Below are 12,595 nucleotides of genomic sequence, written 5' to 3' on the forward strand. Positions count from 1 at the left end.
CAAAATCAAACACAACAGAGCAGTAAACATATTATAGGTAATTATAGGTATTACTATCCGTTAGGACGCTGGTAAAACCTATTAGGGGCGCATAAAGGAAAGACCCAGAAGGGAATGGTAATTCATTTTTAGCAGTCGAGCTGTGGATTATTTTCTGAGGGCGGAATTGAAGGCTGGAGATACTTGAAATGTTACAATAATGTTAATTTACCGTGATTATTCTGTAAAGTAACTCGGTTATACTCTAGTTAAATCTTTGGAAAGGGGGTTGTATTAAATGAAAAGAAGGCTATCAGTTATTTTCGCTTCATTAGTTATCGTGACAATGGTTGCTGTTCCTACATATGCAGCTATTTCAGATCAACAAAAAACCGAAATTAACGCTCTAAACAAACAAATGGCAGAGACTCAAAAGCAGATCGTGGACAAATATGCTGAGGCTGGAGAGATATCAAAGGCCCAATCAGACGCCACAAAAGCCAATATTGACGCTAGTGAACAATATCGTCAGCAGTATAGTCAACAACAACCGGGCCAGATTGCGCCAAATCATGGGTATGCTCCGGGTTCTGGCTACGGAAACGGTTGTTGTGGCGGAGCTAATTACTATGGAGGTATGTGGTAGGACGGTTATGGTACAAGTTGTTAAAAACACGGGAAAAACCAATTGGTTTTTCCCGTGTTTTTGTTAGTATGCCTATCAGTAGGTATCTTTCATTTACCACCCATTTTGTAGTAGCGGACAGGTAACCTATTGAATTTACGCTTACAGAATGTTATAATGCGTTTTTATTCGCCATCACCTAGGCAGTTAGCTCACATTTGCGGAGTACCAAGAAAGTTAAAGGAGGTTATAAGTTAATGCAGAGAAGATTGGTCTTTGCGATGGCTCTATTACTTCAATTAAGTGTTTCTCTAGGGTTAGGGGTCGTAGTCACTTATGGCTATACCCATGATCGGGCACCGTCAGGGGTGATTGCATGGGGCCGGGATTTTTCTGGATTGAGTAGAATTCAATTATCATCACAATTAAAGAATGAGATTCCGTATGCCGTTACATACAAAGAACATGTATACCCTCTGAAGAAGGATGGTTCTGATGCAGAAATTGAGGCGTGGTTAGATCAAGTTTTTCCGGTTAAGACTGTCATTGATGCACTTAATAATCTTGCACGTCCTTCCGTATTCATCTCACCGAATAACATTGGTTTGAATAAAGAAGAAATTATTACACAGTTGCAATCATTAAGTAAGATTATTAACAAGCCGATGCGTCCTGCAATGATTGCTTTGTTGGACAGTAGATTGGAAAAGACAGATGGGCAAGCAGGGCAGGAATTAGATATCGAAGGAACCTGGCAGAGAATCATGAGTAGTTATGGACAGAAACAGGTTGAAGTAGTTGTAAAAGATGTACCAGTTCTACCTAATTTTGAGGACGTAACTAAAATTCAGAGTATTTTAGGGGACTACACGACATATTTTAATCCTCAAGACGTAGCACGTACAAAAAACGTACGTTTAGCTGCTATGGCTTTAAATAATCATTTGATTCCACCTGGCCAGGAGTTTTCTTTCAACGATGTCGTTGGAGAACGTACAGAGGCTGCCGGATATATGGAAGCCTCTATCTTTGCGGGTCAGTCTGTAATCAAAGGGGATGGAGGGGGCGTATGCCAAGATTCCAGTACACTCTATCAAGCTGTCCGCCAGTCTCGTTTAACTATAGTAGAGAAAAACAATCATTCCTTGCCTGTAGTGTACGCGTCAAAAGGGCAAGATGCAACAGTATCCTACGGCATACTTGATTTCCGCTTTCGAAATGACACGAAAGGGTACCTTTTAATCAGTGCAAAAACAGGGGAGGGATGTTTAAGAATTCGACTGTTTGGATTACCAGACGATAAACACCCAGTGCTTCTAAATCCAAAGGGTTATCCCACTCTTCGGGAATGGGATAATGACATTACATAGATCGCGATGTCGTAAAGGGCACCTTATGAATAGTAAATATCAGAAGTCAGAGTAATAATAGGCTCATTGTCGGATAAGAACATGAGTTTTTTTCTGTTTGCTGTGATCTTTGTAGTCACGCCATTTAAATGTAACAAGATCATCCTCGATTTTTAATATGTGGTTGCTAGAAAGAGCAACTCTATCTGCATAACGTCCAAGATATTCAACGACACAGCCTGCGTTTTTGAAGAAGCGGCTTACAATAAACTATCTATTCTTTTTGATAAAGCGATGATATTAAATCATCAAACTTGCCACTATCTTGAAGATAAGGAACTGAGCCAATAAATACAAGCTTAGCCTGTGTTTTGATGCCTTGGTCGCATAAGCTTCAGGATTACTGCCGCAACAAAAATCAATGAATTTATAATGTCAAACGCCGGTACGAGTTAAAGTAGTACTGGCGTTTGATTTGCTATGCACCTGTATATAAATCGCTTAAGCTAGAACTGCCTTACTGCAATGTATCTCCAAATTGTACCTAATATTGATACAAATTTGTTACAAACTTGATTGGTTTTGGCATCAAATTGTTACAATTTGGGTCTATAATAGTACAAGTCAAAATCTGTGGAAGATTAAGCATGAACTAAATGTAGACATATATAAGATGGCTAATCAGAAGGGTGACCAAAATTGTTGATGAAGGGGGAGAGGACAATGGTGTGGAAAAATCTCAAGGCAGGACAGGTAGAAGGCTCTCAGGTCGAGCCAGTAAATACTGAGGGAAAATCTGACACCAGCGCGATTCAGGATTTACTCGACACTCTTAGGCTCGGGTTTTGGCGTCCAAAAAAGAAGGCTCCTTCTGACTCAGATAAAGATATTGGTATAAGTGAACTTAATCCAGCCGAAGCCGAGGAAGCCGTTTCAGGAAATCAGCAGAATCTCGAAGGAAACGATGTTGGAGAGCTGGAAGGAGAAATTCTATATAAAGATGAAACCAATAATGAAACTGATAATGAAAGTATAGTGGAAGATACTCAGGAAATAGCTGATATTGCTTTTGAACAAGTCAAGGACTCAGAGTTGAAAAGATTTTCAGTGCGGAAAGGCTTCAGATCCAAGATCATAATCATCCTAGTTCTTATTTTTTTGTCCTTACTCGGAAATAAAGTATATGCGTTTATAACTGAGCCAAAGCCTCCCAGTGAAGATGTAGTGGCCGCTTTCAGTGGCAAATATCTTACAAAAGAAGAGCTGTCAAATTATATAAGCAGCAAGGGATTTAAGGAAGAAGAACATGGTTTATGTGAAAAACATGGATTTGACCATAAAAAATGTGATAAGACTGAAGCATGTGAAACACATCCTATACACAGCTTAGAAGGATATAGGCAGATTATATCAATGATCGCCGTTCAGAAAATTGTAGATGATTGGGCAAAGGAAAAAGGAATTACACAAAAGAGTGAGGTCAAGCACGATTTTAAACATCTTGTAGAAGAGGTTAATTTGGATCAGCTTGTCGATAAAGTACATAAGGATCAGCTTTCCCCGGAAAAGATCGATAAGTGGGAAATTCAAAAATATTATGATGCGAACAAGGATAAATACAAGGATAAGCCCTTTAGTGAAGTGGAAGGTGAAATTAGAAATAGTCTGGCTGCTGAAAAGGACAAGAATTTCTTTCCAGAGTATATTGAACAGCTAAAAAAGAACGCTGCCCTTAATGTTAACTATGCCCTATTAAAGGTGGTTGATCCGACAGAAGCCGAGCTGAAAAGCTTCTATGAGAAGAACAAGGAAAAGTACCTTGAGCCTAAAAAAGTGAAAATACTGGAAATCAAAGTGGATATATCCGGATCAGAGGATGAGGGGCGAAAAAAAATTGATGAAGCACTTACTAAGATAAGGAGTGGGGAAAGGTTTGAGGATGTTGCCCTGACGTATTCTTCAAGCAAGCAGTTGGAGGCCTACTATCTTAAACCCGGTGAAAAATGGACTGATTTCGAGGATGAAATATTCAACCTTCAGGTCAATGAGTTAAGCGCTGTTTTTAAAGCTGGAAACAGTTTCTATATAGTTAAGGTGATAGAAAAGCAAGACAAGAGGCAGAAAACCTTTGGAGAGGTTCTGAATGAAGTTAAAGTGGAGGTTATTAAAGAAAAGGAAGATAAACAATATGAATTAAGAAAAAATGAAGCCTTGTTCAGTATTCATGGGAAAACATTTACGCTAGGAGAGTTTGCAACAGAATTTAAGGAATTGTCTCCGGAAACACAGTCGAAAATTACAGGCTACGAGGCAAAAAAAAGCTTAATAGATCAGTTGATAGCCAAAGAACTTCTACTTGAGGAAACAGGCGATGACGTTGCTGACAAGAATAAGAGCAAGGAAATCGAAGAACTGAAAAGCCAGTATATACAGCAGATCCTTCATAAGGAAGAAATTGATGAAAAACTTGGAGAAATCAGTGATGAAGAAGCTCGAAAATTATATGACGAAAAGAAGAGTTTCTTGGTTGACCCACCTAAAGCTAAAATAAGTTTGGTGAGAATTGGACAGGGCACGTCGGAGGCTGAAAAAAACCGAGCTCGCCAGAGAATAGATGAAGCACTGCAAAAGCTTAAAGGGGGATCTGACTTTGCTGCTGTTGCAAAAGAGTATTCCAACGATCCAACAGCATCGGTAGGGGGCGAACTAAACGAATGGATAGTTGACGATTCTCACCTTGACCCTATATTAAAGAAGATCATCTTTAATCTGCAGGTAAATCAAATCAGTAATGATTTTGAATACAAGGGTGGGTATTATGTGGTTAAGTTGCTAAAGAAGGAAGATAGAAAGCAAAAGACTTTCGATGAATCCAAAGAACTGTTAAAAAAGGCGCTTATAGATGAAAAACACCTTACTATGGAATCAGCATTGGAAGATAAACTGCTTAAAAAAGCACAGCTGGTAATTTATAATTCCTCTCTAAAAAGGATGTTGAAGGAAGATATAAGTACAACGAAATAAAATGAAGGAAGGTGGGTAATAATGGAAAGAAAAGAACGCACAATTCTCATTGCAATAGCTGCAAATATCATTCTGATCTTGTTACGTTTTTTCTTGGCGAATATTTCTGGAAGCCTTGGTCTACAAGCCAATGCTTGGCATTCGTTGACGGATGTTTTCGTCTCGTCAGTGGTATTCTTAGGGCTTTTTGTTGGGCGTATAGGAGCCAGGAAATATACAAATATCATAGGTAGACTGGAAAATGTCCTGGCCCTCTTTGTTGCAGTTTTTATTTTCTATATGGGTCTTGAGATACTTTTTGAAGCCTTGGGGAATGAGGGTAGGGAGCTTAAGCATGTTCCGTTTGTAGCTGTTGGTGCATTTCTTGGGGTTATAATCAATTATTTTATGTCGCGATACAAGTTGTTTGTAGGAATGCAGACTAATTCACAGAGCCTGATAGCGGATGGCTACCATTCCAAGATGGACATGTACTGCTCGATCGCTGTCTTGATTGGTATAACAGGTTCTTTGTTTGGTATGAGTAGCCTGGAAAAAATCACCTCAATTATTGCCATGGTATTTATGTTCATTGCTGCATATGAAATATTTACCATAAATCTGAGAGCTCTTCTTTCGGGAAAGAGTCAATTCGAAAGCCATGATCACTCTCATTTCAAGGTTTCAGTGAAGAACAAAAAGGCAATGGTAGGGCTTGGAGCGATTCTTGTAGGGGCCTATGTGTTTTCGGGAGTTTACTTTGTGAAATGGGATGAGCAAGGAATTATTAGGCGGTTTGGAGCTGTTGCTAAAGAGAATGTATCTCCCGGTTTGCACTATAAGCTGCCATATCCTTTTGAAAAAGTGAGCCTCGTAAAGAAGGATAATATTAGAAATATACAAAGCGGCGTGAATTTACTTCTGACAGGGGATATGAACCTTATAAATGTGAACATGGGAATTCAATATAAAGTTTCTGATGCCGTAAATTACGCTCTTAAGGTTAATAATTTGGATAACTTGATTAAAGCGGTTGCAACAACCAGTATCAGGCAAGTTGTTGGCGAAAAGAATTCAGACTATTTGCTTACCACAGGAAAATCCGAGGTAGAAGAAAGGTCAAAGAATCTACTTCAGGAGGCGCTGGACAAGAACAATACAGGGGTACAGGTGGTAAATATGCAACTTTTAGAAATAGCTCCCCCCAAGGAAATTGTGGAGAGCTTTCAGGACTTAGCAAGTGCAAGGCAGGATAAATCAACCTATATCAATGAAGCCCAGGCCTATAGAAACACAATCATACCCGTGGCCAATGGCAATGCCTATAAGGCTATCAAAGAAGCGGAAGCGTATAAGTATGAAAAAGTGAAAACAGCTCAGGGAGATGCATTAATGTTCGTGCAAAAATTTGAAGAGTATCAAAAATCAAAGGGAGTTACTGAATACAGGCTTTATATGGAGTCCTTAGATAAAATTTTGCCGAAAGTAAATAAGATACTGATTGGCGGTAACTTAAAAGTCGAAGGTACCGACTTATGGCTGACAAGTGATGGGGCGGGTAATCCAATTTATAATGCGGGAGGGAACAAATAATGAAAGGAATCATGAGAAAAAAAGAAATCAGCCCTAAAAAAATCTCTAAAATAATCCTAGGAATAATTCTTGGTCTGCTTTTATTATCATTAAATCTTATATTTTTTATCGTTGATACTACAGAGTATGCTGTCGTGACCCAATTTGGAAATCCTGTCAGCACAATACTACAGCCTGGGTTAAAAATTAAGTTACCGGAACCGATCCAGTCGGTACAGCGTTTCGACAACAGGATTCAGGTTTATGAGGCTGAGCCTTTGGAACTGCTCACTTCAGATAAAAAGAGCGTTAAAGTTGATTACTACGGAACCTGGCGCATCACGGATCCTGTGACCTACATGAAGGCGGTTAAAGATAAAGTTGGTGCAGAAGCAAGGTTACTTGATGTATTTTCCTCAAGTTTGGGGGTTAAACTTGGACAATATAATTTGGACGAACTGATCAATGTCGATGCTAATAAATTAAAACTTGATCCAATGATTCAAGATACTATTCAGAAATCTAAAGAAAAGGCCAAAGAGTTCGGCATAGAGGTAGTTGATGCGCAAATAAAGGTCTTAAATTTCCCAGCAGCCAATCAGCAGAGCGTCTTCTCAAGGATGAAAGCTGAACGCGAGCAAATGGCTAAGAAATACCGTTCTGAAGGAAGCGAAGAAGCTACCAAAATAAGAGCAAATGCTGAAATGGAGCAAAAAATAATCCTTTCAGAGTCTTATAAACAGACACAAAAGCTTAAAGGGGAAGGGGATGCTGAAGCAATAAGAATATACGCGGAAGCGTTCCAAAAGGATCCCAAATTCTATGAGTTTATACGGGCACTGGAAACCTATGAAAAAACGATCGATGAAAAGACAACCCTGGTTCTTCCTTCAAATTCAGAAATACTAAAATATTTTGAAAGAGGCAAGTCCGGAAATTAACCTTGATGAAGTTCAAAAAGAGGGAGGTAAACCTGTGTGAGTGAAATGGATAAGAAACCACCGGAAAAGGATATTAAGAGTATCCTCGGTAGTGCATTTGCTAAGATATTGGGTAAGCTTTCAGTCTTGCTTAAGGGGCTCAAGACGCGTTTTCAGGGCTTGAGCAAGTCAGATAAAGATAAAGGCAAAATTTCAGTTCTAGAGGACATCAATAGGGCGTTTAATCATATAAATCCTAAAAAAGCTGGATTAGGACTCACATTAGGTCTACTACTGGTATATATCATGACGGGCATTTACATCGTTAATCCCGGTGAGCAGGCCGTCATTCGAAGATTTGGGAGTGTGCTTACCGAATCTATTAACGAAGGAATGCACTATCGTTTGCCTTGGCCGATAGACAAGGTTGAAAAGGTAAATGTATCTGAGGTGCGAAGAGCAGATATCGGAGTCAGCTTACCTGAGCATAAGCACCAAACCGATGCCCCTCAAAACATCCAACTATTAACCGGAGATGAAAACATTACTAGTTCAGAGGCCATCGTCCACTATAAGGTAAAAGATGCAGCTCAGTATCTATATAATGTAAATTCGGAGGATGAGCGTCTGGTAAGAAACAGTGTCGAATCGGCACTAGTTTATCTTACAGCTAGCATGGGTATTGACGACATATTAACCAGCGAAAAAGTCAAGGCTCAGGGAATTATTATGAAAAAGTCTCAGGAAATCCTCGATAGCTACAACTCGGGTCTCCAAGTTACAAATTTCAATATCAAGTCGATTGTTCCTCCTGATGAAGTTTCCGCTGCCTTCAGGGATGTTACAACCGCAAAAGAGGATAGTGAGAAGGAAATTAATCAAGCAAAGGGGTTTTATAACAGTCTTATTCCTGAAGCAAGAGGAAAGGCAGACGAGCAAATCAGTAAAGCTGAGGCTTATAAAGCGGAATCAGTCAATAGGGCTAAGGGTGATGCCCAAAGATTTGAGACAATGCTTGTAGAGTATCAGAAAAACAGCCAGATTTATTCACAGGATACTACAAAGTATCGCCTGTTCCTAGAGACTATGGAGAAAATATTGCCTAAAACTAAAAAGTTTATTGTTAATCCAGCGGATGGCAAAGTTAACTTAAAGCTTTTTGACCAAGCACCTAGCAAGGTAAATTAATAAAGATGGGCTGAAACAAAACTTGTTTCAGCCCTTTCATGCTCTCCTTCGGTGACGAAAGCCTCCAGTGGAGGGTTTCGCCGAGCCGCCTTTTCCCAAAGGGAACACTTAGGCGGCGAAGGAGGTAGACTCCTTCTTCGACACGAAGTGTTCCCTTTGGGAGAGCGGCTTCGGCGAAAGAACGCGATAGTATTTGTTGAGGGATGTGTGGCTTACGGCGTAAGTAATCCCCAGACGGTTAGTACTCTATGGAGTATGCACCTGAGGCGATCGTAATCCTACGCAGACAGGTATCCTTTGGGGTTAGCGGCTTCGGCGATACTCATCCTACGGCGCGAAAGTATTCGTCAAGGGCTCAGCGCTTTCGGCATAAGTCTCCACCGGAGACTTATGCCACTGGAGACTATCGTCACCGGAGACTAACGTCATTGGAGGCTTTCATCTCTTAAGTCGCGATTCCGCTTTAGCTCATAAATAATCAACTAATGTCTTTTTTCACTATCTTACGCTTTGAGGAGAAATACCAAATTAAAGACGCTCCTCCGAATAAAAGTAAACCTGCTACCAAGGCTTTTAGGAAACTCTGGGGATGTTTAAATATATACCAAAAGTCACGGCCTATCCAAGACTCCCAAGCTACAATAGGTATTTTGCCCAAAAGAGTGGCAAGAAAATATGACCTGAATTTCATAGGAGACAGTCCTGCGGCATAATTTAATGCTGCGGCCGGAAGGACTGGGATCATACGTCCAATCATGACTATAAAAAAGCTTCGTGATTCGGGCAACTCTGCCCATTTTCCTAGTTTTTGGAGCTTAGGTTTAGCCCATTCTTGCCCTAAAGATCTGGCGAGAAAAAAACCTAAGGAGGAACCAAAAACACTTCCAGTCAAGGATATAAAATAACCAGCTATTGGTCCAAAAAGGATAACATTTATACCTGCCAGTAATGCGAATGGAACGATTGGAAAAAGCATTTGAGCAGAAATTATTAATAAATCTAAAACGATTCCTTTCCAACCTAGCGAATAAATTAGAATCTGTAAGACTCTTGCATTTTGAAGATGTGGATAAAGGAACCATATCATAGCTAAAGATAAACATATAGTAACTACTGAAGCAACTTTTTTCTGGCTTAAAATAATATCTCCTCCTTGCTGCATCTCTCAGAAAAAGTTCGTTGCTAAGTTTCTGTTTCAGGTTTAAATTGTTTTAGGGTGAAGCTAAACTTGCTTCCTTCTTCAAGCCTGCTTTCTACCATGACTTGTCCACCATGTTTGTCTACAATTTCCTTAACAATCGCTAAGCCTAAGCCAGTTCCGCCTTTGATTCGACTACGGGCCTTGTCCACCCTGTAGAAACGGTCCCAAATAAAGGGTAAGTCCTGAGGCGGGATGCCTTGGCCAAAATCGGTTATTTCAACGATAATCTTTTCGTTCAGGGAAGTGGCGAAGATAATGATTGTTCCACCGTGAGAAGAATAGCGAATAGCGTTATCTAAAAGGTTGTAGATTACTTGTTCTATTCGGTCCTCGTCCCCATAACAGAAAGGCAAGGTCTGGGGAATATCGATCTTTACGGTTAAATGCTTACCTTCCAACTGAATTTTAAGACTTGTTAAGGCTCTGTCGACAATCGAACGTAACGGGAATTCATCGACAACAAAAAGAGCTGTTTGAGAATCAAACCGAGAAATCTCCAAGAGGTCATTAACAAGACGGCTTAATCGATGAGTTTCCTGCTGAACGATTTGAAGATATTTGGTTTCGTCATGCCTGTTTTTTGCTTTTCTTTGAATTAGGGCGTCGATATAACCTTGGATAGAGGTTAGAGGACTTCTAAGTTCATGGGAAACATTGGCTACAAAGTTGCGTCGCATTTTATCGAGTTCAGACAACCGTTGAGTCATGTGATTGATCGAAAAGGCCAGCACGCTTAATTCATCTTTAGATTTAATTTCCACCCGCTGATCGAATTTACCAGCGGCGATATTCTTAGTTATTTCACATACTCTTTTAATAGGCCTGGTAATCTGTTTAGTTAACAAAAAGCCAATACAAATTGAAATAAGAATTCCTAACAAGGCGGCACCAAGGTAAATTTTGCTCATTGTCTTGGTAGTATCATTCACCCCTTTTACCGGTGAGTATAAGATTACTCCGCCGAGAAATTCACTTTCGTGAAAAATTGGGGCAATTGTTCGTATCATAGCTCCCTTGAAATACTCGGTCGGTCCTGTTCGAATACTGACCTTGCCGGATTTCAGTTGATCGAGGTCCATCTGCTCTAAGGTATTTCCCAGACAGTATAAGTGATCCGCCGAAGCAACTATTACTTTGCCGTATTTGTCTATGATCCAAACTTCTGTCCCTAATACTCTATCTGCCCGATTAACTGTAAGTATCACAGGCCGAGGGTCTGAGTTTGTCAGGAGAAACGGTTTAACTATATCGCTAAGTTCTTGGCTCCGTACTACAAGTTCTTGTTCTTTGTTTTTAATCAGATAGTTTTGAACCAGATAGACTTGAATACTGCCAACGATGGCAATTGCTACCAAGACTATCCCGATATAGCTAGCCAATAACTTTGAAAAAATGCTTTTATTCATCTTTGGGAACCACGAACCTGTAACCAAGTCCCCAGACTGTCTGAATGTATAAGGGAGCCCCAGGAACAGACTCAAGTTTTCTTCTTAATCTCTTGATAGTGTTATCGATGGCTCGGGTATCACCCATATAGTCGAATCCCCAAACTCTTAGCATAATATTTTCTCGTTGGAGGACTATTCCAGGGTTACTGGCAAAAAACCAGAGTAAATTAAATTCTTTGGACGTAAGTTCTAGGGGTTGGTTTAGAATTTCTGCTTTATAGGTTGCTTTGTTTAGGAAGATACCTGGATACATAATGATTTGAAGGTTTTCCCCAGGAGTAGAATTAAAGCGTCGTAAAACTGCTTTGACTCTCGCTAAAAGTTCGCCAGGAATAAATGGTTTAGTAATATAATCATCTGCACCAAGTTCTAACCCAAGGATTTTATCATAAGGATCGTCCTTAGCTGTTAGCATGATGATTGGAGTATTGGTGATCTGACGAATTTTTCGGCACAACTCCCAACCGCTTAATTGAGGTAACATAATGTCCATCACGATCAAATCAAATGGATTTTGCAAGAAAGATGAAAGGGCAGATGACCCGTCGTAAGCTAAGGTGATATTAAAATCATCACTTAAGTAAAGACTTATCAAATTACAGATGTGTTCTTCATCATCCACGACGAGTAACTTTTTTTTGTCCATGGGTATCTCCTTACTTGAAATCAAATGTATTCTATCCTTTTCAATAAAGTTCTATAAGGATAGGGGAATGTAGCCTATCCTTATCTACTTCTAAGACTTCTATAAGTGGAAGTTCCATGTTATTAGGACCTGTCTAGATAGAGTAGTCTTTGCACTTTCTGTAACAATTGGTACGATAATGCAAAGATTACATGGATTCCTGTATTTTTATAATACTAAATTTATATCGGACAACTTCTACCGAAAATAAGCAAGGGGATCAGTAGGATTACCGTTTATACGGACCTCCAAATGGAGGTGTGGACCAGTGCTCCAACCAGTTGACCCTACATAACCGACCAGATCACCTGCATTTAAGTTTTGGCCGTTTGAAACAGCTATTTTAGACTGATGGGGGTACATCGAGGATAACCCTTTACCATGATCTACTATCACAGTATTGCCATAGGCCCCATACCAGCCGGAGTAGATTACTGTTCCGGCACCAGCAGCAGAGATAGGAGTCCCGCTTGGCGCAGGTATGTCTGCTCCGGTATGTAAGCTCTTGGCTTTAGTAATTGGATGAGTACGCCAGCCGTAAGGGCTGGAAATGGTGTGATAATCTGGCAAGGGCCAATTACTCATGCTACCAATCACACCGCCAGTGCGCTCGGCTTGTAACTGA

The 12,595-nt window shown here is 40.1% G+C and carries 11 protein-coding genes and 1 pseudogene; 7 read left to right on the top strand and 5 right to left on the bottom strand.

Annotation, left to right across the window (positions count from 1 at the left end; genetic code table 11):
- Nucleotides 1–277 precede the first annotated feature (277 nt).
- Nucleotides 278–625 (top strand): YckD family protein, encoded by a 348-nt coding sequence (locus DSOL_RS24210; RefSeq protein WP_075367295.1) that lies wholly within the window; start codon nt 278–280, stop codon nt 623–625.
- 236 nt (nt 626–861) lie between these two features.
- Nucleotides 862–1,974, top strand: coding sequence for a VanW family protein (locus DSOL_RS24215; RefSeq protein ID WP_075367296.1), 1,113 nt, complete (start codon nt 862–864; stop codon nt 1,972–1,974).
- 90 nt (nt 1,975–2,064) lie between these two features.
- Here the strand turns inward: DSOL_RS24215 and DSOL_RS30250 are convergent.
- Nucleotides 2,065–2,320: pseudogene (locus DSOL_RS30250) on the bottom strand (transposase); the annotation flags it as partial.
- A gap of 356 nt (nt 2,321–2,676) precedes the next feature.
- Between DSOL_RS30250 and DSOL_RS24225 the strand changes: the two are divergent.
- The 5 genes from DSOL_RS24225 (at nt 2,677) to DSOL_RS27655 (ending at nt 9,085) form a co-directional block, all read left to right on the top strand.
- The gene (locus DSOL_RS24225; protein WP_075367297.1) at nt 2,677–4,977 is read left to right on the top strand and encodes a peptidyl-prolyl cis-trans isomerase; all 2,301 of its coding nucleotides are present in this window, start codon (nt 2,677–2,679) and stop codon (nt 4,975–4,977) included.
- Between the two features lie 21 nt (nt 4,978–4,998).
- Entirely contained in the window at nt 4,999–6,549 is a 1,551-nt protein-coding gene (gene hflK, locus DSOL_RS24230; RefSeq protein ID WP_075367298.1) for an FtsH protease activity modulator HflK, read from the top strand.
- Complete coding sequence (hflC, locus tag DSOL_RS24235; protein ID WP_083643009.1) at nt 6,549–7,469, top strand: protease modulator HflC; 921 nt, start codon at nt 6,549–6,551, stop codon at nt 7,467–7,469. The genes hflK (DSOL_RS24230) and hflC overlap by 1 nt, the downstream gene beginning before the upstream one ends.
- 45 nt (nt 7,470–7,514) lie before the next feature.
- Nucleotides 7,515–8,636 carry an FtsH protease activity modulator HflK gene (gene hflK / locus DSOL_RS24240; RefSeq protein WP_235838985.1) on the top strand — a complete coding sequence of 374 codons (1,122 nt, stop codon included), beginning with the start codon at nt 7,515–7,517 and terminating at the stop codon, nt 8,634–8,636.
- 248 nt (nt 8,637–8,884) lie between these two features.
- Nucleotides 8,885–9,085: a hypothetical protein gene (locus DSOL_RS27655; RefSeq protein ID WP_139314599.1), complete on the top strand. Its 201-nt coding sequence runs from the start codon at nt 8,885–8,887 to the stop codon at nt 9,083–9,085.
- 29 nt (nt 9,086–9,114) lie between these two features.
- Here the strand turns inward: DSOL_RS27655 and DSOL_RS24245 are convergent, their stop codons facing one another.
- From DSOL_RS24245 to DSOL_RS24260, 4 genes are all read right to left on the bottom strand, one after another.
- Nucleotides 9,115–9,798 carry a TVP38/TMEM64 family protein gene (locus DSOL_RS24245; protein ID WP_075367300.1) on the bottom strand — a complete coding sequence of 228 codons (684 nt, stop codon included), beginning with the start codon at nt 9,796–9,798 and terminating at the stop codon, nt 9,115–9,117.
- Between the two features lie 20 nt (nt 9,799–9,818).
- The gene (locus DSOL_RS24250; protein ID WP_075367301.1) at nt 9,819–11,243 is read right to left on the bottom strand and encodes a sensor histidine kinase; all 1,425 of its coding nucleotides are present in this window, start codon (nt 11,241–11,243) and stop codon (nt 9,819–9,821) included.
- A complete protein-coding gene (locus DSOL_RS24255) occupies nt 11,236–11,931 on the bottom strand; it encodes a response regulator transcription factor (protein WP_075367302.1) in 696 nt (231 codons plus the stop codon). The genes DSOL_RS24250 and DSOL_RS24255 overlap by 8 nt, the downstream gene beginning before the upstream one ends.
- Before the next feature lie 237 nt (nt 11,932–12,168).
- The coding region (locus DSOL_RS24260; protein WP_139314600.1) for a M23 family metallopeptidase at nt 12,169–12,595 on the bottom strand (427 nt) is incomplete at its 5' end.

Source organism: Desulfosporosinus metallidurans, assembly GCF_001936615.1.
GTDB classification, from domain to species: domain Bacteria; phylum Bacillota; class Desulfitobacteriia; order Desulfitobacteriales; family Desulfitobacteriaceae; genus Desulfosporosinus; species Desulfosporosinus metallidurans.

What these genes read in the sequence shown, in the direction of transcription:
- hflC (WP_083643009.1), top strand. Translation starts at nt 6,549, where the DNA reads ATGAAAGGAATCATGAGAAAAAAAGAAATCAGCCCTAAAAAAATCTCT.
- DSOL_RS24245 (WP_075367300.1), bottom strand. Translation starts at nt 9,798, where the DNA reads ATGCAGCAAGGAGGAGATATTATTTTAAGCCAGAAAAAAGTTGCTTCA.
- hflK (WP_235838985.1), top strand. Translation starts at nt 7,515, where the DNA reads ATGGATAAGAAACCACCGGAAAAGGATATTAAGAGTATCCTCGGTAGT.
- DSOL_RS24255 (WP_075367302.1), bottom strand. Translation starts at nt 11,931, where the DNA reads ATGGACAAAAAAAAGTTACTCGTCGTGGATGATGAAGAACACATCTGT.
- DSOL_RS24250 (WP_075367301.1), bottom strand. Translation starts at nt 11,243, where the DNA reads ATGAATAAAAGCATTTTTTCAAAGTTATTGGCTAGCTATATCGGGATA.
- DSOL_RS24215 (WP_075367296.1), top strand. Translation starts at nt 862, where the DNA reads ATGCAGAGAAGATTGGTCTTTGCGATGGCTCTATTACTTCAATTAAGT.
- hflK (WP_075367298.1), top strand. Translation starts at nt 4,999, where the DNA reads ATGGAAAGAAAAGAACGCACAATTCTCATTGCAATAGCTGCAAATATC.
- DSOL_RS27655 (WP_139314599.1), top strand. Translation starts at nt 8,885, where the DNA reads ATGGAGTATGCACCTGAGGCGATCGTAATCCTACGCAGACAGGTATCC.
- DSOL_RS24210 (WP_075367295.1), top strand. Translation starts at nt 278, where the DNA reads ATGAAAAGAAGGCTATCAGTTATTTTCGCTTCATTAGTTATCGTGACA.
- DSOL_RS24225 (WP_075367297.1), top strand. Translation starts at nt 2,677, where the DNA reads ATGGTGTGGAAAAATCTCAAGGCAGGACAGGTAGAAGGCTCTCAGGTC.